The organism is Myxococcus sp. NMCA1, from assembly GCF_026810205.1.
GTDB classification, from domain to species: Bacteria; Myxococcota; Myxococcia; order Myxococcales; family Myxococcaceae; genus Myxococcus; species Myxococcus xanthus_A.
In genome coordinates this window covers 3885652-3908207 of sequence record NZ_CP113950.1, presented here as the reverse complement: position 1 = coordinate 3908207, position 22556 = coordinate 3885652, and the positions used below count along the sequence as shown (strand labels likewise).

General features: G+C 69.3%; 10 protein-coding genes. 9 read left to right on the top strand and 1 reads right to left on the bottom strand.

From position 1 onward, the window contains the following. Nucleotide 1: 1 nt before the first annotated feature. Nucleotides 2-829 carry an enoyl-CoA hydratase-related protein gene (locus tag OZ403_RS16715; RefSeq protein ID WP_268784602.1) on the bottom strand — a complete coding sequence of 276 codons (828 nt, stop codon included), beginning with the start codon at nt 827-829 and terminating at the stop codon, nt 2-4. Nucleotides 830-1022: 193 nt separating this feature from the next. On the opposite strand from OZ403_RS16715, the gene OZ403_RS16710 reads away from it, so the two are divergent. The 9 genes from OZ403_RS16710 (at nt 1023) to OZ403_RS16670 (ending at nt 22542) form a co-directional block, all read left to right on the top strand. Beyond that, the gene (locus OZ403_RS16710; protein WP_268784601.1) at nt 1023-10163 is read left to right on the top strand and encodes a type I polyketide synthase; all 9141 of its coding nucleotides are present in this window, start codon (nt 1023-1025) and stop codon (nt 10161-10163) included. After that, on the top strand, nt 10160-14215 hold the full coding sequence (locus OZ403_RS16705; protein WP_268784600.1) for a type I polyketide synthase: 4056 nt from the start codon (nt 10160-10162) through the stop codon (nt 14213-14215). Before OZ403_RS16710 ends, OZ403_RS16705 begins: the two co-directional genes overlap by 4 nt. 8 nt (nt 14216-14223) lie before the next feature. After that, nucleotides 14224-15348, top strand: coding sequence for a type III polyketide synthase (locus OZ403_RS16700; protein ID WP_140798313.1), 1125 nt, complete (start codon nt 14224-14226; stop codon nt 15346-15348). After that, nucleotides 15342-15980, top strand: coding sequence for an isoprenylcysteine carboxyl methyltransferase family protein (locus OZ403_RS16695; RefSeq protein WP_268784599.1), 639 nt, complete (start codon nt 15342-15344; stop codon nt 15978-15980). Before OZ403_RS16700 ends, OZ403_RS16695 begins: the two co-directional genes overlap by 7 nt. Then, nucleotides 15977-16507 (top strand): SRPBCC family protein, encoded by a 531-nt coding sequence (locus tag OZ403_RS16690; RefSeq protein WP_140791091.1) that lies wholly within the window; start codon nt 15977-15979, stop codon nt 16505-16507. The genes OZ403_RS16695 and OZ403_RS16690 overlap by 4 nt, the downstream gene beginning before the upstream one ends. 14 nt (nt 16508-16521) lie before the next feature. After that, the gene (locus tag OZ403_RS16685) at nt 16522-17214 is read left to right on the top strand and encodes a DUF4386 family protein (protein ID WP_140798312.1); all 693 of its coding nucleotides are present in this window, start codon (nt 16522-16524) and stop codon (nt 17212-17214) included. 58 nt (nt 17215-17272) lie between these two features. Then, nucleotides 17273-18676 (top strand): cytochrome P450, encoded by a 1404-nt coding sequence (locus OZ403_RS16680; RefSeq protein WP_140798311.1) that lies wholly within the window; start codon nt 17273-17275, stop codon nt 18674-18676. A gap of 65 nt (nt 18677-18741) precedes the next feature. Then, complete coding sequence (locus OZ403_RS16675) at nt 18742-20424, top strand: NAD(P)/FAD-dependent oxidoreductase (protein ID WP_268784598.1); 1683 nt, start codon at nt 18742-18744, stop codon at nt 20422-20424. Nucleotides 20425-20442: 18 nt separating this feature from the next. Next, a complete protein-coding gene (locus OZ403_RS16670) occupies nt 20443-22542 on the top strand; it encodes an AMP-binding protein (RefSeq protein WP_268784597.1) in 2100 nt (699 codons plus the stop codon). Nucleotides 22543-22556: the final 14 nt, after the last annotated feature.

Below are 22556 nucleotides of genomic sequence, written 5' to 3'. Positions count from 1 at the left end.
ATTATTTCCGGCCACTGAGAAACGCAGCAAACACCGCCTGGGCCTCCGCGGACGCGATTCTCTCAAAGAGATGCTTGCCTTCGCGCTGGAGCGCCGCGTCCACTTCAGCGCGAAGCGGTTCTCGTAACAGACGTTTTGTTAAACGGAGCGCCTCCACGGGCTTGGCGGCCAGCGCCGAGGCACGCTGGGAGACCACCTCCGCGAGCTCAATCTCTGGCACCACCTGATGCACGATGCGCGCCCGTAGCGCGGTGGCCGCATCGAAAGTGTCGCCAAACATCAGCAACTCCGAAGCCAGCGACATCCCCGCCAGGCGTGGCAGCAGCACGCTGGAGGCCCCCTCCGGGCACAGCCCGAGGTTCACGAAAGGCATACTGAACATCGCGCGTGCGCTGGCCACCACATGGTCGCAGTGCAGCAGCATGGTCGTTCCGACGCCCACCGCGACGCCATCCACGCCCGCCACGAGCGGCTTCTCGAAGCGGGAGATGGCGCGCATGAACCGCAGGAACGGATTGTCTTCGCTGTTGGGCGGCTTCTGGAGGAAGTCCTTGATGTCGTTGCCCGACGTGAAGTTGTCGCCCGCTCCCGTCAGGACGACCACCCGGACCGCCTCATTCCTGTCGGCATCGAGCAACGCCTGCGCCGCTGCCTCGTAGAGCTCGCCGTTGAAGGCATTCTTCTTTTGCGGCCGGTTGAAGGTGAGCGTGAGGACTCCAGCTTCCAAGCGCGTCATTGAAGCACCGGTCATGAGATCAAGACCCCCAAATAGACAAACAGGTTCACAGCTTTTCCTGGAATCGAAGCATGACAGCCTGACATCAATCACCACAGAACCTCATGCGTCGGACCGCCCCATCCAACGGCTCCAAAACAGCCACACATAATCACCATCCATCACGAATTCTAATCTAGCAATTACTAATTTTCATATCATCGCCATGGCATATTTCACTTGAGACAAAATAGATTGTCTTCATATCAAGACCGGCAAAGAACGCCTTTCAAGGACAATCCGCCCAATGACAACGCTCTCTCCAGAGCGCAAAGCGCTCCTTGCTGCCCGAAAATGGAAGGAGCGGGCCGAAGCCTACGAACGCAAGAGCAGAGAGCCCATTGCTGTGATTGGTATGGCTTGCCGGTTTCCCGGCGGACAAGACACAGACGCGTTCTGGCGAATGATATGCGCCGGGTCTGACATGGTCCGGGAAGTGCCGGCGGACCGCTGGGATGTCGATGCATTCTATGACGCGAATCCCGAAGCGCCGGGCAAGATGACCACGCGCTACGGCGCATTCCTTGATCAGATCGACGGCTTCGACGCGGGCTTCTTCCAGGTCTCACCGCGCGAGGCCTCCCGGCTGGACCCGCAGCAGCGGCTGCTCCTGGAGGTCGCGGTCGAGGCGGTCTGCGACGCGGGGCTCGTGCGCAAGAAGTTGCTGCGCACGCGCACCGGCGTGTTCATGGGCGTGATGTATGACGACTACGCGCGGATGCAGTCGGAGGATCCCGCGCGCATCGACGCGTACACGGCCTCTGGGGTTGGCTTCAGCTTCCTGTCAGGCCGGCTGTCCCACCTGCTGGGGCTGATGGGTCCCAGCCTCACGTTGGACACGGCGTGCTCGTCCTCGCTCGTGGCCACGCACCTGGCCTGTCAGAGCATCCGCGCGGGGGAGTGCGAGGCCGCCCTGGTGGGTGGGGTGAGCCTGATGCTCCAACCCCAGACGACCATCAGCCTCTCCAAGATTGGCGCCCAGTCACCAGACGGGCGCATCAAGGCGTTCGACGCGGCGGCCAATGGCTACGTGCGGGGTGAAGGCTGTGGAGTCGTGGTGCTCAAGGCCTTGTCCCGGGCGCTCGCGGATGGAGACCGGGTGCTGGCGGTGCTTCGCGGGACGGCCAGCAACCACGACGGCCCCAGCGGCGGCGTGACGGTGCCCAGCGGCAAGGCCCAGGAGGCTGTCCTGCGCGACGCGCTCGACGCCGCCGGCGTGGAGCCGGCGGAGGTGGGCTATCTCGAAGCGCACGGGACGGGGACGCCGCTGGGAGACCCCATCGAGATGGGCGCCATCGGCCGCGTCTATGGCGCCAACCGCGCTCCCGACAAGGCCCTGTGTGTCGGCTCGGTGAAAGCGAACATCGGCCACCTGGAGTCCGCGGCCGGCATGGCGAGCCTCACCAAGGGCATCCTCATCCTCCGCCACGGGAAGATACCGCCCCAGATCAACTTCGAGGTGCCAAGCCCGAAGATTGACTGGCGGCCGCCCATCCGGGTCGCCACCACGCTGACCGACCTGCCTCGCGGCAACGAGCAGGGCGTGGTCGCCGTGAGCTCGTTCGGCCTCAGCGGCAGCAACGCGCATCTGCTGCTTGGCGAGCCCCCCTGCCCTGTCGAAGTCCCGGCGCCCGTCGAACGCGCCCAGTGGGTGCTTCCCATCTCCGCGCATGACGACCCGGCGCTGAGGGCCATGGTCGCCCGGTTCCGCGAGCGGCTCGCCAACGCGCCGGACGAGGAGCTGGCGGACCTCTGCTACACGGCGGCCGTCCGAAGGGATCATCATCCCCTGCGGGCGCTCGCGACAGGTGAGAGTCGGACCCGGCTCGTGGCGTCGCTCGACCGGCTCCTGGCGGGAGACTCCCTTCGGCGGGACAGCCGCCGTGAGCTGGAGGCCGCGTTCAGCGCGCTGGAAGCCCGGAAGGTGCATCGCTACCTGGAGGGCGAGGACCTCGACTGGACGGAGCTGTATCCGCGCGGCCAGGTGGTGTCGCTGCCCGCCTATGCCTGGCAACGCACGCGCTACTGGCTCACGCGGGTCCCTGGCTACCAGCCGCTCCGGAACGGGGATGCCCATGATGGGCATCCGCTGCTCCAGCAGGTACTCAGCCTGGCGCAGCAAGCAGGTGGACACCTCATCCAGGCCGAGCTCACCCGAACGCTCCGGGAGCGCTTCGCGGGCGCCGGGGACGATGCTGGCCACGCAGGCTGGACGTCGTGGCTGGCGCTGGAGTTGACGGTCGCGGCGCTCCGCGAGGTGAACGAGGGCAAGGCGCTGATCGCCGAGGGCCTCTCCCTGCTCGACACCAGCGCGGCGCCGGACACGGACCTGCGTCACCTGCAGGCGCTCCTCGCGCCCGGCGAGCAGGACCGCGTCATGCTGTCCGTTCATGGCCGGACCGGGGACGGCGCGGGCACGTGGCGGTCCTGCCTGAGCGGGCTCGCGCAAGCGGAGCCAATGGAGCCGCCCCCGACGGACGCCGGGGCCGACACATGGCTCCCCTCCGACAGCGTCCCTGATGAGCCGTGGGTGATGCCGGGCACCGCGCTGCGGCGGGCACTCCAGCACCTCAAGACACTGGCGCCCCACGGCAACACCTGGGGCACGCTGCGCCCCACGCGGATTGACGGCTTGCGACTCTGGCCACGCGGCTACGCGGGCACCGTCACGAGCCGCGTCCGGCTGCACAAGGCCGACGCGGAGGGCTGTGTCGCGGACATCCTCCTGAGTGACGCCCAGAAGCGCACCGTCGTAGAGCTTCGGGGCGTGGTGCTCCAGAGCACTGCGGCGGAGAAGCAGGCCCATGCCGACTGGCACTGGGAGATCGAATGGCGCGAGCTGGCGTCCGAACGACGCGAGGCGCGCGAGCAGGCGGACGAGGCCCTGTGGCTCATCGTCGATGAGGTCGGGCTGCATGGGCAGGCGCTGGCCACGGCACTGGAAGCCCGGGGGCACGTGGCACGCGTCTGCCGGCCTGACGACGGCTGCCTCACGGATGCCCCCCGTTGGGAGCGCTTCTGCGAGGACTGCGTCAGTGGGGCCCTGACGTCCGTCCCCCCTCGCAAGGCCGTGCGCGCCGTGTACCTGTCCTCCCCCACCCTCGACGGCGGGCGGGATGGCCGGCCCAGGACGTGGGAGGCCGCGTCGAATCGATGCGTCACCTTCCTGCGCACGCTGCTGCGTCACGCGGAGCACGCCGGAACGCCAGCGGAATCACGCCGCCTGCCGCTCCACCTCGTGACCCAGGGCGCTCACGGCGGAACGCTCGAAGGCGCGGTCGGCGCCACTCTCTGGGGGCTGGGCCGGAGCATCGCGCTCGAACATCCCTTGCTGTGGGGAGGCCTCATCGACCTCGAGCCGGGCGTGGCCACGGCGGAGCTCACCGCGCTGCTCACGGACGAACTCGTCCATGAGTCCATCGAGGACCAGGTGCTCATCCGTGGGGGCCGGCGTCTCGGGGCGCGGCTGGTGAAGCAGGCGCCTCCGGAAACGGCGAAGGCGCTTCCGGCCGCTCGCGCGGACACACATCCCCGGGTGCACGCGGATGCGTCCTACCTGGTGACAGGTGGCCTGGGCGACCTGGGCCTGGAGATGGCGCGCTGGCTCGTCTCCAGGGGCGCGCGACACCTCGTGCTGCTCGGCCGCAAGGGCCGCCAGGGGCTCATCGACGACGCCAGCGTGGCGGCCCGGGTCGCGGACATCGAGGCACAAGGCGCGAGCGTCTGCATCGAGGCGTGTGACGTCGGCGATGCCCCGTCCCTCGCGAGTGTCGTCCGCCACTTCGGGCAGGACTGGCCCAGGCTGGGCGGCGTCATCCACGCGGCGGCGTCCATCACCCCGAAGACGCTCGCGGAGCTGCAACCCGGCGACACCCAGGCGCTCATGCGGGCCAAGCTGGAGGGGACGTGGAACCTGTACGAGGCCTGCCGCGACGCACGGCCCGACCTCTTCGTCCTGTACTCCTCCATCACCAGCGTGCTCGGCTCCAGGGCACTGGCCCACTACGCGGCGGCGAACGCCGGCATGGAGGCGCTGGCGGAGTACCTTCACCGCCAGGGCCTCCCGGTCCTCTGTGTTCGCTGGGGCCGGTGGGAGTACATGCGGCAGGCCTCGGAAGAGGAGCGCCGCATCTCCGACCGCTCCGGGTTCCAGGCCATGGCCGCGCCGGATGCACTGGCCGCATTCGATGCGCTGCTGCGCACGGACCGGCACCTCGCGTCGGTGGCGAACCTCGACCTTCAGCGCTTCCGGCCGCTCTTCGAGGCCTTTGGCGAGCGCGGACTGCTCAAGCAGCTCGATGAGGGCACAGCCTCCCACGGCGCCGCGCGTGGGCAGCTTCGCGCCGAGCTGGCGCGGCTGGATGGGGACTCGCGACAAGAGCGGCTGGTGGCACACCTCTGCGCAGAGCTCGCCACCGCCATGCGACTGCCAGACGCGGGGAGCGTGGACCCGACGCGCGGCTTCTTCGACCTCGGCATGGACTCCATCATGAGCGTCGAGTTGCGGCTGCGCCTCGAGCGGACGCTGGACTGCAAGATTCCCGCGACCTTCGCCTTCAGCACGCCCAACGTCGTGTCGCTGGCCGAAACCCTGCTCAAGCGCCTGTTCCCCCAGAGCGCCACGCCCGAGCCCATCCGCGAGCCCGTCCCCGAGGCCGGTGGCAGCATCCCCTCCCTCCAGAACGTCCTCGCCTCCCGCGCGAAGCCCTCTGGCGGCGGAAGCACGAGCCCGGCCTCCATCGAGGACATGGGCCAGGCGGAGCTCGAACGGTTCCCACACGTCGCTCGCTTGAAGCAGTCGGACGCGGTCATCCAGAAGCTGCGCGCGGAGGTGGAGCGACTGAAGGGGGGCCGCCCGGAGCCCATCGCCGTCGTTGGCATGGCCTGCCGGATGCCTGGCGCCGGCTCGGTGGAGTCCTTCTGGCAGGCGCTCCGGGAGCAGCGCGACTGCGTCAGCCCCGTGCCGGAAGGCCGCTGGGACGTGGCCGCCTTCTACGACCCGGAGCCCGGAGCCCCGGGGAAGATCTACAACCGCGAGGGCGGCTTCCTCTCGAACGTGGAGCACTTCGACGCCGACTTCTTCGGAGTGTCCCCCCGCGAGGCGCTGGCCATGGACCCGCAGCACCGACTCCTCCTGGAGACGTGCTGGCATGCCCTGGAGGACGCGGCGCTCGCACCGGAGCGACTGCACGGCGGGCGGACGGGTGTCTTCGTCGGCATCACCGCGAGTGACTACTTCCAGGAGCAGCTCGCACGGCTCGGGCTGGGCGGGCTCGACGCGTACACGACGACGGGCAGCCCCCTGAACTTCGCGGCGGGCCGCGTCTCCTATCTGCTGGGCCTCCAGGGCCCCGCGTTCGCGGTGGACGCCGCCTGTGCGTCCTCCCTGGTCTCCACGCACGTGGCATGTCAGAGCCTGCGCACGGGGGAGTGCGACGTCGCGCTGGCCGCGGGCGTCAACCTCCTGCTGTCGCCCGTCACCAGCGTGCTGCTGTCGCAGACCAAGGTTCTCTCACCGGATGGCCGTTGCCGGACCTTCGATGCCGGGGCCCAGGGCATTGGCCGCGGCGAAGGCGTGGGAGTGCTGGTCCTCAAGCGCCTGTCGGAGGCACAGCGGGACGGCAACCGCATCCTGGCGGTGCTGCGCGGCTCGGCGGTGGCGCATGACGGCGCGAGCGCGGGCCTCACGGCGCCCAACGGCATCGCGCAGCAGCAGGTGATGCGGCAGGCCCTGGAGTCCGCCGGCGTCCGGCCCGCGGAGGTGCAGTACGTCGAAGCGCACGGGACGGGCACGCCGCTGGGTGACCCCGTCGAGTTGGAGGCGCTGAACGCCGTGTACGGCCAGGGGCGCTCCCGTCCCGACGCGCTCCGGGTCGGCTCGGTGAAGACCAACATCGGCCACCTGGAGTCGGCGGCGGGCGTCGCGGGTCTCATCAAGGTCATCCTGGCGATGCGGCACCAGCAGCTGCCCGCGCACCTGCACTTCCAACGCGGGAATCCGGCCTTCGCCTGGGAGGACCTGCCCCTGCGTGTCGTCCGGGAGCTGGAGCCCTGGGACACGGATGGCGCGCCTCGCACGGCGGGCGTGAGCTCCTTCGGCATGAGCGGCACCATTGCCCACGTCATCGTCCAAGAGGCCCCTCCGGACGAGGAGCGGCGGATGAAGCCCTCGCGGCCGGTGCAGCCGCTCCTGCTCTCGGCGCGCAGTGACGAGGCCCTGCGAGAGCTGGCACAGCGCTACTCGGACCAACTGACCGCCGCGCCGGAGTCCGCGTGGGCCGACCTGGCCCTGACCGCGAACGTCGGACGCTCCGCCCTGCCCCACCGGCTCACGCTCGTGGAGGACACCCCGCGAAAGGCGGCCGAGCACCTGGCGGCCTTCGCCCGCGGCACCAGCAGCCCTGGCGTCCGCGCCCATGTCATCCAGCAGCCGCGCCGCGCGAACGTGGCCTTCCTCTTCACCGGCCAGGGCTCCCAGTACCGCGGCATGGGGCGCGAGCTCTACGAGAGCGAGCCGGTGTTCCGGGACGCCCTGAATGAATGCGATCGGCTCCTGCGCGAGTCCTTCGACCTCCCGTTGCTCGACGTGCTGTACGGGAGCGCGGGAGACATCCACGCGACGGCGAATACCCAGCCCGCCCTCTTCTCCCTCCAGTACGCCCTGACGAAGCTGTGGCGCGCCTGGGGCGTGGAGCCTCGCTTCGTCATGGGACACAGCGTGGGCGAGTACGCCGCGGCGTGGGCGGCCGGGTGCCTCGACTTCGAGCAGGCGCTGGGGCTCATCGCCGTACGAGGCCGCCTCATGCAGACGCTGCCCGCCGGAGGCGCCATGGGCGCGGTGTTCGCCAGCGCGACGCGCGTCGCGACCGTCCTGGAGCAGCTCGGCGGCGGCGTGGACATCGCCGCCATCAACGGCCCCGAGAGCACCGTGGTCAGCGGGCCCGCGAGCGGCGTGGAGGCAGTGCTGGCCCGCTTCGAGCAGGAAGGCGTCCGCAGCCAGGTGCTGCGCGTCTCGCACGCGTTCCACTCCTCGCTGCTGGAGCCCATGCTGGAAGCCTTCGAGTACGAGGCGAGGGCCGTCACCTTCCAACCGTCGCGGCTCGACCTCGTCTGCAACCTCACCGGCGAGGTGCTCCCGCGTGGCGGCACCCTGGATGGCCGCTACCTGCGGCGCCACTCGCGGGAGCCGGTGCGCTTCCTGGAGAGCATCCGCGCCCTCCAGCGGCTCAAGTGCGACACCTTCATCGAGATTGGCCCGGGCGCCACGCTCCTCGGCATGGCCCAGCAGTGCGTCGAGGCGTCCGCCGGCACCGCCGCGCCGGCCCCTGAAACCCTCTGGCTCCGGTCGCTCAATGCCAAGGGCGGAGACTGCCGGCAACTGCTCCAGAGCGCGGGCGAGCTGGGCCTTCGTGGCGTCCCCGTGGACTGGCGGGGCGTGATGGCGGGTATGCAGGCGCGTTTCGTTCCCGCGCCGAGCTATCCCTTCCGGCCCCGCCGCTTCTGGCCCGCCGCTCCGCCGCGCCAGCACGCCCCCGAAGCGCGGACGTCCGAGCAGGACCACTACACCCTCGGTTGGAGCGAGCTGGAGCTGCCCGCGCGCCCCGTGGCGGACGAACGCCCGCTGCTGCTTGTTGCGCCCAGCCTCGAGCACGCCGCGCCCCTGGCCGACACGCTCCGCGCGCAGGGACGGCACGTCCAGGTCGCCTCGCTCGCATCGGACGAAGGGCCCGAGCTCGATTCGCTCATCGAACGACTGTGCCAGCAGGGCTTCTCGGACCTGCTCTTCCTGAGCGGCCTGGAGCTGACCTCTCCGTTGGCGCACGCCCAGGAGCGCGTCTACCGGCCCCTGCTCGCGCTCATCCAGCGCCTGCTGTCGGGCGCGGTGCCCGCGCTCCCCCGGCTGGTGCTCACCACCCTGGGCGCGCAGCGATGCGAAGGCCCCGTGTCACAAGCCGCGCAGGCGCCGCTCTGGGGCCTCATGCGCGTGCTGCGAAGTGAGATGCAGGAGGCCTCGACGCTGTCAATCGACCTGGACCCCACCGCCTCTGAGACGGCTGGGGACATGCTGGTGAAGGCGCTCGGCGCGAACGAGCCCGAGGTCGTCATCCGGGGACGCAGGCTCTTCGCCGGGCGGCTGCGGCACGCCACGCCCCCGCCTCCCGCGCAGGTCCCCACCGTGCGAGAGGACCGGAGCTACCTGGTGACGGGGGGCCTCGGCGCACTGGGGCGGCGCGCCGCACGGACGCTGGTCTCCCTGGGCGCGCGGCACCTCGTGCTCATGGGCCGCGGCGAACCGGACGGCTCGGCACGGGACTGGATGGACTCGCTGCGAAACGAGCACGTCCAGGTCCGCTATCTGCGATGCGACGTCGCCAATGCGGAGGAGTTGTCGCAGGGCCTCGACAGCCTTCGTGACGGCCCCGCGCTCGGCGGCATCCTCCATACGGCCGGCGTGCTCGATGACGGCATCCTCCTGGAGCAGTCCTGGGAACGCTTCCACAAGGTGTTCGCGCCCAAGTGGGTGGGCGCCTGGAACCTGCATGCGCTGACGCGAGAACAGCCGCTGGACTTCTTCGTGCTCTTCTCGTCCGCGGCCGCGCTGCTCGGCCCTCAGGGGCAGTCCAACTACGCCGCCGCGAACGCGGGGCTCGATGCACTGGCCGAACACCGCAAGGACCTCGGGCTCCCAGCGCTCAGCATCAACTGGGGCCCCTGGGCGGAAGCCGGCATGGCCGCGGAGCTGGGGGATGACAGCCGCCGAAGGCTGGCGCGGCAAGGCCTCGAACAGCTTCCGGTGGAGCGGGCCTGCGCCGTGCTTGCCTCACTGCTGGGCGCATCATCGGACGCGCGCGTCGTGGTCCTCTCGGCGAACTGGGAGCAGGTGGGGCGGAGCCTCGGGCCCCGGATGGCGCGCGGACTCCTATGGGAGCTCGTGGGTGAGCACACGGCCGCGGAGGCGCCGGTGGATACCAACGCGCTCCGCCTGCGGCTGAAACAGGCCGCCGGAGCGCGCCGACGCGAGCTGCTTCAGGACCTGGTCGTCAGTCAGGTGCGCCGGGTACTGGCATGGGACGAAGCGGAGCCGCTGCCGGAGTCCAAGCCCATGCGCGAGTTCGGCATGGACTCACTGATGGTCGTCGAGCTGCGCAACGCGCTGGCCAGTGCGCTGGGCCAGGCGCTCGCGCTCCCGGTGCTCTTCAACCATCCCACCGTGGAGAGCCTGGTCGACGTCCTGCTCGAAACGACCGGACTGGCGGCACCGCCGGTGGCCAGCGCGGACACCCATGGAACACCGCGCGCCCAGGAGGCCCTGGAGCGCGTGCGGCAAATGACCCCGGAACAGATTGAAGCCTTGATTGGTGAAGGTCTGGAGCTGGGCAGGGAATGAGCTCGACGCGGGGAACCCACGACATGCGTGACGTGAGCAGCAACGGAGAAGCCAGCACGCTGGAGCGAGCCCTCATGGCGTTGGAGGCGACGAAGGCCCGGCTCAACCGGGTGCTCGCCCAGCAACGCGAGCCCATCGCCGTCGTCGGCATGGCCTGCCGTTTTCCCGGCGGCATCCGGGACGCCAATGACTACTGGGCCTTCCTGCGCGATGGACAGGATGCGGTGGGCGAACTCCCACCCGAACGCTGGCCGTTCGACGAAGTCTATGACCCGAACCCGGGGGTTCCGGGCAAGAGCTACTGCCGCCACGGCGCCTTCCTGGACGGCGTGGACCGCTTCGACGCCGCCTTCTTCGGCATTCCGCCGCGAGAAGCCGCCAGCATGGACCCGCAGCAGCGGCTGCTGCTCCAGGTGAGCTGGGAGGCGCTCGAACACGCGGGCATTCCTCCAGGCCGGCTCCAGAAGAGCGCCACCGGTGTCTTCGTGGGCATCGCGGGCAACAACGACTACCCCGTCGCGATGTTGAAGGCGAACGCGTCGCTGGACGCGTACTCGCTGACGGGCGCAGCGGTGAACGTGGCCAGTGGCCGCATCTCCTACCAACTGGGACTGCGCGGTCCCTCACTCATCGTCGACACCGCGTGCTCCTCGTCGCTGATGTCCGTCCACCTCGCGTGTCAGAGTCTGCGGCAGGGCGAGTGCAACCTCGCGCTGGCGGGGGGCGTCAACCTCATCGCCTCCACCGAGACGAGCGTCTGCCTGGCCCAGACGGGCGCGCTCTCACCGTCGGGCCGGTGCCGGACCTTCGACGCCAGTGCGGATGGCTACGTTCGCAGTGAGGGCTGCGGCATCGTCGTGCTCAAGCGCCTGTCGGACGTGCAGCCGTCCGACCGCGTCTTCGCGGTGATTCGCGGCTCGGGTACCAACCAGGACGGCCGCAGCAACGGCCTGACGGCGCCCAATGGCGCAGCGCAGGCAGCGCTGATTGCTCGCACGTTGGAGAGCGCGGGAACGGCTCCGCGTGAGATTGGCTACGTGGAGGCCCATGGCACGGGCACGCCCCTTGGGGACCCGATAGAGCTCCAGGCCCTGGGCGAGGTTCTCCGGCCGGAGCGTGCCTCCGCGGAAGCGCTCTACGTGGGCTCGGTGAAGACGAACTTCGGCCACACCGAGGCGGCGGCGGGAATCGCCGGGCTGCTCAAAACCATCCTCTCGCTCCACCACCGCGAGATTCCCCCGCACCTGCACTTCCAGAAGCCCAGTCCAAATGTCGACTGGAAGGCCTTCAACCTGCGCGTTCCCACCTCCTGCACGCCGTGGCCCGAAGGCAGGCCCGCCGCGGGGGTGAACTCGTTTGGCGTCTCGGGAACCAACGTCCACATCGTGCTCGGGCCCGCCCCCGTCAGGGCCGTTCCCGAGTCCGTTGAAGACGGTCCACACCTGTTGCTGGTGTCAGCGGGCTCGAAGGAAGGACTCCAACGGCGCCTGGAGGCACTGAGGCCCTCCCTCCAGGCCGCCACTCCCGCCGCGTTGCGCGACCTGTGCCACACCTCCGCGCTGCACCGGGAGCACCTGAAGTGGCGCGCGGGACTCCTGGCCAGCACGCCGGAGGAGATGCGCACGCTGCTCGAGGCCGGTGCGGCCAACGAGCGCGCTCCGGGAATCTTCATGGGGCCCGAACTGGTGGAGCGTGCCCCGCGCTGCATCCTCGTCTTCTCCGGACAGGGCTCCCAGTGGCTGGGCATGGCGCGGGACCTCCTGAGCGAAGGCGGCGCATTCCAGCGCAAGCTGAAGGAGGCGGACGCCTGTCTCCAGGAGCTCTTGGGGTGGTCCGTCCTGGAGCGGCTGGCGTCCGACACGGACACGGAGGCGTGGTTGTCCGCGGCCGAGCGCGTGCAGCCCATCCTCTTCGCGCTCCAGGTCTCCCTCGCCGAGCAGTTGCGCGCCTGGGGCATCGTCCCGAGCGGCGTGGTGGGCCACAGCATGGGCGAGATTGCCGCCGCGCACGTCGCCGGTTGCCTGGGCCTTCGGGACGCGGCGCGCGTGGTCAGCGCACGAGCCCGGCTGCTGCCACGTCTCCGAGGCAAGGGCGGCATGCTGGTGGCCGGGTTGGGCCTGGAGGCGGCAAGGCAGGCGCTGCAGGGCTACGAGGACCGCGTGGGCGTAGCGGCCATCAACGGACCGGACACCGTGTTGCTCTCGGGAGAGAGCGGCACGCTCGACGCGCTGATGGCCCGCATCTCCGCGGACGGCACCTTCTGCCGGCGAGTGGGCGTGGACTTCGCCTCCCACTGCCCCCAGGTGGACGCGCTGCTCCCGGACTTCCGAGAGCTGATCTCGGACGTGCGCCCCCAGGAAGGCACGCTCGACTTCTACTCCACGGTCGAAGGAGCACGGGTGGAGGGAGCGCGGCTCGACGCCGACTACTGGGCGCGCAACCTCCGCCAGATGGTGCGCTTCGCTCCGACGGTCGCCGCCATCGCGGAGGGGCCGCGGGCCCTGTTCGTGGAGGTCAGCGGACATCCGGTGCTCACGCCGACCTTCGCGTCGATTGCCAATGCGCCCCGCTGCGTCGCCACGCTCCGCCGGGACCAGCCCTCACGGACGGCACTGCTCGCATGCCTCGCGGAGCTGCACACGGCAGGGTTGGTGCTGGACTGGGCCGCCGTCCTGGGGCCGGACAGCCGCTGCGTGGACTACCCGAACCATCCCTGGCAACAGGAACGTCACTGGTTCCAGGCCGGCACGGGCGGCACCTGGCGCAAGGACGTGGCACCGCCCGAGCCGCGAGGCCCCGAAGGCGACGTGCGGTCCGTCGTGCGTGACGAGTTCGCCCGGCTGATGGAGTCCTTCTCCGCGCAGCTTCGCGCGGGAGGCACCGGGCCCACGAGCGAACCACGCCAGGCGCCGAAAGCCACGGTCCCCGTGGCTCCCGTTGCGCCTCCCCAGGAGGACCTGACGCCCGAGGCACGGCGCGAACACCTGACGCGGCAGGTTCACGAGGAGGTGGCGCGCACGCTCGGCGTCTCCGTGAGCCGGCTGCCCCGGGACCAGAAGCTTCAGGAGTTCGGCTTCACCTCCATGTTGACGCTGATGGTCCGCAACTGGCTGCGCTCCCAGCTCAAGGTCGCGCTGCCCGCCTCCGTGCAGCTTCCCGGGCTGAGCGTGAACGAACTGACGGAGCGGGTGCTCGCGGATCTGGAGCCCTCGGGGACGGTCGCCACGTCGCCCGCGCAGGTCGACCCGGGTCCAACGCCCGCGCCCGTCCAGGCGGAGCCACCGTCTCCTGGTGGCATGGTGATGGAGGACGGCTGGTTTCCGCTGAAGCGTCCTCGGCCAACGCCGCCGCGCGCTCGGCTGTTCTGCCTGCCCTTCGCGGGAGGAGGCGCTTCGGCCTACCGCGCCTGGCCCGGGCTCTTCGACGAGGACATCGAAGTCATTCCCATCCAGCTCCCCGGCCGGGAGACGCGCCGCGAGGAGCCCGCCTTCCAGCGCATGGCGCCCCTGGTGTCCGCGCTCGTGGAGGCGCTTTCGCCGCTGCTCGATGTTCCGTATGCCTTCTATGGCCACAGCTTCGGCGCGGTGCTCGCGTATGAGGTCAGCGCGCGGCTCATCGCGGACGGCCAGCCGCCACCGCGCCACCTCTTCGTCGGGGCGCGAGGCGCGCCCCATGCCGTGGTGGAGCGCCCTCTCTTCCGGTTGAGCGACGAGCGCCTCATCGAAGAGCTGCGCCGCATGGGTGGAACGCCCGAACAGGTGCTCGCCGAGCGCGAGTTCATGAGCGGATTCCTGCCGGTGCTGCGCGCGGACTTCAGCGTGCTGGGCACCCACGTGCACGCCCGTCGCCCGCCGCTGCCCTGCCCCATCGACGTGTTCGCGGGCGTGTCGGACCCCCGTGTTCCCGTGGAGAACCTCTCCCGCTGGTCGGAGCTGACCGCCGCGGAAGCCCACGTCCATGTGCTCCCAGGGGGCCACTTCTTCCTCCAGCAGCACGCCCAGGAACTCGTCGCCCGGTTGCGCGCGCTCATGACCCAGCGCCCGCCCGCGTAGGAGCCTACATGCCTCGCATCATCGCCACGGCCAGTTCGCTGCCGAGCACCTATTACGAGCAGACGCTCCTCGCGCAGACGCTCGAACACTACATCGCGTCGCTGGAGCGCCCCTTCGAGGGCCTCTGGCTCGTCGCGGACATCTTCAAGAACGCGAAGGTGCGGGGCCGGCACTTCGCCATCCCGCTCGACTCCTTCTACGAGCCCTTGGACATCGGACAGGGGCACCGGCGGATGGTGGAGGAGCGGAACGCGCTCTGCGCGAACGCGCTCTCGCGCCTCTTCGAGAAGTCCGGCGTCGCGGCGTCGGACATCACCCAGCTCACGTCCGTCACCTCGGTGATGTCCATTCCGTCGGTGGACGCGGAGATGATGAACCGCTTCGGGTTCCGCCGGGACCTCAAGCGCGCTCCCCTGCTCGGGCTCGGGTGTCAGGCCGGCGCCGCGGGCATCTCCCGGGTGACGGACTACCTGCGTGGACATCCGCGCGAGGCGGCCATCCTCCTGGGCGTGGAGATGGGCTCGAGCATCTGGGCGGGCCCGCTCCAGCGGGACCTCGAACACCTGATCGAGCAGCTCCAACGCGACTCAGCGGTATACCCCGTCATCCTCTCGCAGGTTGTAGCCGCGTCGCTGTTCGGTGACGGCGCCGCGGCGCTCCTCATGGTCGGTGACGAGCACCCGCTGGCCACGAAGCCGGGACCTCGGGTCGTGGACACCCGCTCCGTGTTCGTCCCTGGAACCGTGGGCCTCATGGGCATGAACATGGAGGACGCGGGTCCCCGCAACGTGCTGGGCGTCGACGTGCCGGAGATGGCGTCGCGGACCTTCGCGGAGGGCCTGGGCACGCTGCTCGCAGAGCACGCGGTGGACGCGTCACGCGTCGCCCACTGGTTCATCCATCCCGGCGGCCCCAAAGTCCTCCAGGAGCTCCAGGCGGCCACCCGGCTCCCGGACGCGGCGCTCGCCCCCAGTTGGAGCGTCCTCCACGACGTGGGCAACCTGTCGTCGGCGACGGTGCTCCACATGCTGGACCAGCACCATGACGCGAACGGCGCCAAGGCGGGCGAGTTGGGGCTGCTCACCGCCATGGGCCCCGGCTTCTCCGAGGAGTTGGTGCTCCTTCAATGGTGACACAGGGCGGCTTCACGCTGCTGGTCGTCCTGGTCTTCCTCCAGCGCGGCCTGGAGCAGCGCTTCAGCGATCGCAACACGGCCGCCCTGCGTCAGCGTGGGGCGAGAGACCACACGCCGCGCGAGCTGTCACGCACCCTGCTCGTGCTCCACATGGCGTGGTTCGCGGCCATGCTGCTGGAGGTCTGGGCATGGGGCCGTCCCTTCCAGGCGCCGCTCGGCATCGCCATGGTCACCGCGGTGTTGCTGGCCCAGGCCCTGCGCTACGCCTCCATGCAAGCGCTGGGCGTGCAGTGGACGCTGGGCTTCTTCACGATGCCCGAGCTGGGCGTGGTCGACCGAGGCGTCTACCGATACTGCCGCCACCCGAGTGTCTTCGCCGTCATGGTGGAGATGTTCGCCCTGCCGCTCGTCCACGGCGCCTGGCTCACGTCCACCGTCTTTGGCTGTGTCTACACGGCGCTCCTCATCCGCCGGACGGACCTGGAAGAGCAGGCCCTGAAGCAAGACACCGACTACGCCCGTCTCTTGATGGACCGCCCCCGCTACCTGCCCGTGCCTCCCTGGCTGCGGCGGGGGAACAAGCAGCCCGAGCCTCCCGTGTCCCGCGTGGAGAGAGGAAGACATCCATGAGTCACAACATGATTCATCACTCCGTTCACATCCGCCGGCGACGGGAGGACATCTTCACCGTGCTGGCGGACCCGGAGCGGCACGAGAGCAAGTGGCGCCCGGAGGTCATCGAGTTCCGTCAGGTGAATGACGGCCCGGTGGGCGCGGGGACGCGCTACCAGGTCTCCCGTCAGCTCATGGGGCGCCGCTCCGACGCGTCGGTGGAGATTCTTCGCCTGGAGCCGCCACACATGGGCGAGTTCCACGGCACCGCCGGCCCCTTCACCTTCTGGGGCAAGTACGTGTTGGAGCCGGCGGACGGCGGCACGCAGATTGATATCGAAGCGCGCATCGGCACCAAGGGCGCGACGGAGGCCGGAGCTTCCGCGACGCTGGGTGAGCGATTCAAGACGGCGATGTTCTCGGCGCTGCTCCGCGTGGGCATCGTCGTCTTCCGCAGGGAGATCGCCGTCGACTTCCGGCGGCTGAAGACCCTGATTGAAGCCCCCACCGCCAACCAGCTCTTCGGCTTCCCGGAATCCCCCTGAAGGCGGAACAACCCATGTACAAGACTTCCACCGTCTATCGTTTCGGCGGCATCTGCGGCGTCCTGACGGGCCTGCTCTACATCGTCATCGCTGGCTCCATGGTAGTGGACCCCGGCGCGTCCAAGGCGACGGCCACCACGACGACCCCCGAATACTGGCAGGGCCTGGCCTCCAACCTCACGCCGTTCATCGTCCGGCAGGTCGCCTACATCCTGAGTGGCTTCACGGGCGTCGGCTTCGTCGTCGCGCTGAGCACCTTCGTGCGCCGCGACGAGAACGCGGGCTGGGTCAACTGGGGCGCCATCCTGGGCGCCAGCGCGTATGTCATTACCGGTGTGGACGGCTCGCGGCTGCTGGCCACCCTGCCCCACCTGGCCCAGCAGTGGGCGACGGGTGACGCGGCCACGCGGCAGATGGTCGAGTTCACCTACAGCGTGTCACGCCTGGACCCTGGCACCTATATGCGCTTCGGCGCGCTGGGGCTGTGGACGTTGACCGTCGCGCTGGCGAGCCTCAAATCAGGCATTCTGTCCAAGCCGCTGACCGGGCTGACCTTCGTCGCCACCACGGGCTACGTGCTGGTCGTGGTCGGCATCGCGGGACGCATCATGGTGCTCCAGGAGCTGGGCGCGGTGATCGCCGGCATCCTCGTGGCCCCCATCTGGTTCATCTGGTCTGGCATCGCCATCCGCCGCGCCAGCGCCTGAGGCGCGGCGCACGCCGCGACCCGGATTCGACCCTCCTCAATGAAAGTGACAAGTCATCATGGCGTCCAAGAGCGAAAGCTATCTCCACACCATTCTCCGTGAATACAACGACAGCCCCACCGGCGGGCTGCGCCGCCGTCAGGCGCCGGGCCCCGGTTATCAGACGCTCCCGCGGATGATGTACTCGATGGCGCGCGGAGGCATGGAGAAGGTCATCCGCGACCTGTGGACCCGCTACGGCGACCTGGTCCGGCTCGATTTCGGTGTCGACACCTGGCACATGTCGATGAAGAAGGAGCACTTCCACTACGTCTTCGTCGAGAACCGGAACAACTACATCAAGGGCAAGACGTGGGAGCGCAGCCGGCTGGTGTCTGGCTATGGCCTGACGACCAGCAACACGGAACTGTGGAAGCGCCAGCGCCGGCTCATGGACCCGGCCTACTCCCGGGAGAGCCTGCTCCAATTCACCCCCGCCATCGCGAAGTCCGTGGAGGTCATCGCCAGGCGCTGGGAGAAGGCGGCGCGTGACGGCTCGGTCATCGACGTGTCCGCCGACATGCGCAGTGTCGCGCTCGACGTCATCACCACCACGCTCCTGGGTGGCATTGGCGAGCACGGCGACGAGCTCCATCGGGACATCATGTTCACCATGGACTACGCGAGCCCCGCGAGCGTCGAGCTCCCGCTGGGTCTGGGCAGCGCGCGGGCCCAGCGCTTCATCCAGGCCATGACCCGGGTGGACGGCGTCATCAACGGGATGATTCGCCAGCGCCGCGGCACCAGCGGCTGCCCGTTCCATGACCTGCTCGACCTGCTCATCCATGCCCGGGACGAGGACAACAAGACGGGCATGTCCGATGAGCTCCTCCGCGACGAGGTCCTGGCCGCGTTCTACGCCGGGCACGAGACGACGGCGACGTCCATGGCCTGGACGTGGTTCCTGCTGGCCCAGAACCCCGAAGCCTACGAGCGCCTCATGGCGGAGGTGGACCAGAGCCTGACGGGGGACCACCCCACCCGCGATGACCTGGACAAGCTGAACTTCGCGGAGGCCGTCTTCTACGAAGGAATGCGCCTGTATCCGCCCGGCTGGATGATTCCCCGCGACGTGGCGCTGGATGACGAACTGGACGGCTACCACATCCCCGCGGGCAGCCGCATCGTGCTCGTCCCCTTCCTCATCAACCGGCATCCCCAGTATTGGGATGCGCCAGAGGAGTTCCGGCCGCAGCGCTACCTGGATGACTCCGCCGCGTATGCCTTCGTGGCGTTCGGCGGTGGGCCACGCATGTGCATCGGCCGGTTCTTCGGCGTCATCGAGGCGCAGGTCGTCCTCGCGCTGCTCACCCGTCGCTTCCGAATCGAATACGTCGGCGTCCCCGAGCCCAAGCGGGACTTCAGCCTGACGCTCCGTCCCGGGCCCCTGCTGTTCAAGGTCCACGAGCGCCGCGCCGCGTGAATCCCTCACCGGCCGGGCTCCCACCTGATGAGGGAGGCCCGGCCTCACACGACAGGAATACGTCCATGAAAAACGGCATGGGTACTGATTACGACGTCGCGATTCTCGGCAGTGGCATCTCCGGGTCCTTGCTCGCCGCCATCCTGGCGAAGCGGGGTGCCCGGGTCGTCATGATTGACGCGGCCGCGCATCCCAAGTTCGCCGTCGGCGAGTCCACGGTGGGCCACACCTCCAGCATGTTGGAGTTGCTGGGGATGCAGTTCGACATCCCGGAGTTCGTGCAGCTCTCCACCTTCATGGGAGCGCGCAAGCACATCGCCAGCGCGATTGGCATCAAGCGTGGCTTCGCCTTCATCCACCATGACAAGTCGCGGCCCTTCGACCTCGACTACTCGAACCAACTGGTCATCTCCCCCATCCTTCACGGCCCGGAGGCCCACTGGTACCGGCAGGACATCGACGCCTACGTCGCGCACATCGCCGTGCGCTACGGCTGCGACCTGAAGCAGCAGCTCCGCGTCAAGGACATCGACCTGGGCCTGGACAAGGTCACGCTGGTGAGCGAGCGCAACGAGCGCATCACCTGCCGCTACCTCGTGGATGCCGCGGGTCCCAACTCGCCCGTGGCTCGGCAGCAGGCGCTGCGGGACACGCCCACCCGTTGCAAGACACATTCGCGGTCCATCTTCACGCACATGATTGGCGTGAAGCCGTTCGACGACGTCCTCGTGGGCGCCGAGCGCAAGCCGTCCCCCGTGCCGTGGTTCCAGTGCACGCTGCACCACATCTTCGACGGCGGCTGGCTCTGGGTGATTCCCTTCAACAACCACAAGTGGTCCACCAACCCGCTGTGCAGCGTGGGGCTCCAACTGGACCCGCGCCGCTGGCCCGTGCCGGAGGGCATCACGCCGGAGCAGGAATTCAACGCCTGGCTCAAGGAGAACCCCGTCGTCGAGCGGCAGTTCGTCGGCGCCCGCGCGGTGCGCGAGTGGGTGTCCGTGCCCCGGCTCCAGTACTCGTCGAAGCGGACCATCGGGCATCGCTACTGCCTGCTGGGCCATGCCGCCGGCTTCATCGACCCGCTCTTCTCGCGTGGGCTCGCCGGCACGATGATGTCGGTGCACTCGCTGTCGCTGCGCCTCCTGGAAGCGCTCAAGGACGACGACTTCGATGTCTGCCGCTTCGAGACCTTCAACCGGCTGCAGCAGGGCCTGCTGAATCACAACGACGAGCTGGTCAACAGCGCGTTCATCGCGTTCCGCGACTTCGAGCTCTGGAATGCCTTCTTCCGCGTCTGGGTGGTTGGCGAGGCGGCGCTGGACTTCCTGCGGCTGCTCAAGGCCAAGTTCCAGTTCAAGGAGACGCAGGACGAGCGCGTCTTCCATGGCATGGACGAGGTGCCCTACCCGGGCCTGCTCTGCCCCGACGATGCCGCCTACAAGAAGCTCTGGGATGAGTCCGTGGCCAGCATCGAGGCCGTGGAGCGCGGCGAGATGAGCTCCGAGGACGCGACGAGGTTCATCGTCCAGGGGCTTCAGCACGCGCAGATTGTGTCGCCCGCGCTGGGGCTCACCGACCCCTCCCGGCACCACTTCGACGGGAGCAGCGTGACGGACGCGCTCAGTGCCTTCGCGTGGGGAAAGCTGTCCGCGCCCGAGTCCATCAAGCAGCGGTACGCGGGCCTCCCGGCCGGCGGGATGCTCCGGATGATGATGAACAACATCGTGTCGGCGGCCCTGCGGTCCTGACGCCAGGAGGAGACGCCCATGAGCTTCGAGACCTTGCAAGAGCTGCTGTCACACCGGGCCCGGACACAACCGGACCGCGAAGTCTTCTCCTTCCTCGGCGGTCGCGGCGAGAAGGTGGCGACGTTGACCTACGGTGCGCTGCATCAGCGCGCCACGGCCATCGCCGCGGCGCTGCGTCCCGGCCTGAAGCCCGGAGACACCGCGCTGCTGCTCTACCCCTCTGGACTGGAGTTCATCGCCGGCTTCTTCGGTGTGCTCCAAGCCGGTGGCATCCCCGTTCCGCTCTGCCCGCCGCGTGGCAAGAGCGACGTGCGGCGTGTCGCCACCACGCGAGCCAATGCCAAGGCCCAGGTGGTGCTCACGAGCAACGAGCTGCTCCCCCTGCTGCGCCCCATGTCCGGCCTGCCGGACTGGTCCACCGTGCAGTGGGTGGCCAGCGATGCGCTCCCGGCCACCGCGCCGGATGCATCCCTGGGCGAACCGCCACCGGCGCGGAGCAGTGACACCGCCTATCTCCAGTACACCTCGGGAAGCACGGCGGCACCCAAGGGCGTGATGATCACCCACCGCAACGCGCTGTTCAACGCCACGGACATCCAGCAGTCGCTGGGACTGACCGAGGACGGCCTGGTCGTCAGTTGGCTGCCGATGTTCCATGACTTCGGCATGGTGTTCACGCTCTTCGCGGTGCTGACGAGCGGCGCTCGGGCGGTACTGCTCGCGCCGGAGACCTTCATCAAGGACCCGCTGACCTGGTTGCGCGCCCTGTCCGAGCACCGCGCGACGCACACGGGCAGCCCCAACTTCGGCTACCAGCGCTGTGTCACGCACGTGGCGCCGGAGCACCGCAAGGACCTGGACCTGAGCGCGCTGCGCTGCGCGGTGTCCGGCTCGGAGCCCATCCGATACGAGACGCTCCGCGCCTTCGCGGACGCCTACAAGGGCGTGGGCTTCTCGTATGACGTGTTCGACTGCGGCTTCGGTCTGGCGGAATCCACGTTGCGCGTGACGACGGGCCAGCGCTCCCGCGTGCTCGCGTTGCACCGGGATGAGCTGGAACGAGGCGCCGTCACACCCGTCGAGGAGACGTCCCCCCACTGCCGGCAACTCGTGAGCTGCGGCAAGACGAGCCATGGCGAGAGGCCCCACGAGATGCGCCTGGAGATTGTCGACCCGCGCACGCGCCAGCCCAGCCCGCCCGGCAAGGTGGGGCATGTCTGGGTGGCCGGTCCCTCGGTGTCCCCCGGCTATTACGAAAACCCCGAGGCCACGCGGGCCACGTTCCACAACGAGCTCGCGGGCGGCGACGGCACGAAGTTCCTGGACACGGGCGACCTGGGCTTCCTGGACCACGGTGAGCTGTTCATCACCGGCCGGGCCAAGGAGCTCATCATCATCCGCGGCGAGAACCACTATCCCCAGGACATCGAGTCCACGGCGGTGACGGCCATGCCGCGGCTGCGGGACGACAGCACCGTGGCCATCTCCGCGGAGCGTGAGACGGAGAACAGCATCGTCCTGCTCGCGGAGGCGCCAGATGACGCGGGCGCGGAGGACGTGACAGAGCTCGCGGCTCCCGTGGCGCGCGCCATCAGCGAGTCGCACGGGCTCACGCTGTCGCGTTTCGTCCTGGTCGCCAAGCGGAGCCTGCCTCGCACCACCAGCGGCAAGCTGCAACGGCTCCAGAGCAAGGAGGCGTGGCTGCTGGGCGACCTGTCCGTGCTGGCCACCTGGGAGAACGCGCGTGGCGGCGATGTCGACACGGCGCCCGCGGTGGCGCCGGAGCTGGACGGGCTCCACTGGCGCGCCATCGAGTCCTGGGGCCGGGCCTGGCTGGCCCGCCAACTCCGGCTCCCCGACGCGCACGTGACGGCGCAGACGCCCTTCACGCACCTGGGGCTGAGCTCCGTGGATGCGCTGGCCTTCTCGGGAGCGCTGGAGCGGCTGCTGGGGCGCAAGGTGCCCGCGACGACGTTCTTCGACCACCCCACGCTCCGGGACCTGGCCCAGTCGCTCCAGCAGGCCGCGGGTGACGTCGCGCCGGCAGCAGCCCCCACGGACGCCGTGTCGGAGCTCGAGCAGGAACTCCAGCGGGCAGAACAGCGCATCAAGCACTGACGCGCGGGCTCGCG

Coding starts and splice junctions, on each gene's coding strand:
- OZ403_RS16680 (WP_140798311.1), top strand. CDS start 17,273: ATGGCGTCCAAGAGCGAAAGCTATCTCCACACCATTCTCCGTGAATAC.
- OZ403_RS16675 (WP_268784598.1), top strand. CDS start 18,742: ATGAAAAACGGCATGGGTACTGATTACGACGTCGCGATTCTCGGCAGT.
- OZ403_RS16710 (WP_268784601.1), top strand. CDS start 1,023: ATGACAACGCTCTCTCCAGAGCGCAAAGCGCTCCTTGCTGCCCGAAAA.
- OZ403_RS16700 (WP_140798313.1), top strand. CDS start 14,224: ATGCCTCGCATCATCGCCACGGCCAGTTCGCTGCCGAGCACCTATTAC.
- OZ403_RS16695 (WP_268784599.1), top strand. CDS start 15,342: ATGGTGACACAGGGCGGCTTCACGCTGCTGGTCGTCCTGGTCTTCCTC.
- OZ403_RS16670 (WP_268784597.1), top strand. CDS start 20,443: ATGAGCTTCGAGACCTTGCAAGAGCTGCTGTCACACCGGGCCCGGACA.
- OZ403_RS16690 (WP_140791091.1), top strand. CDS start 15,977: ATGAGTCACAACATGATTCATCACTCCGTTCACATCCGCCGGCGACGG.
- OZ403_RS16705 (WP_268784600.1), top strand. CDS start 10,160: ATGAGCTCGACGCGGGGAACCCACGACATGCGTGACGTGAGCAGCAAC.
- OZ403_RS16685 (WP_140798312.1), top strand. CDS start 16,522: ATGTACAAGACTTCCACCGTCTATCGTTTCGGCGGCATCTGCGGCGTC.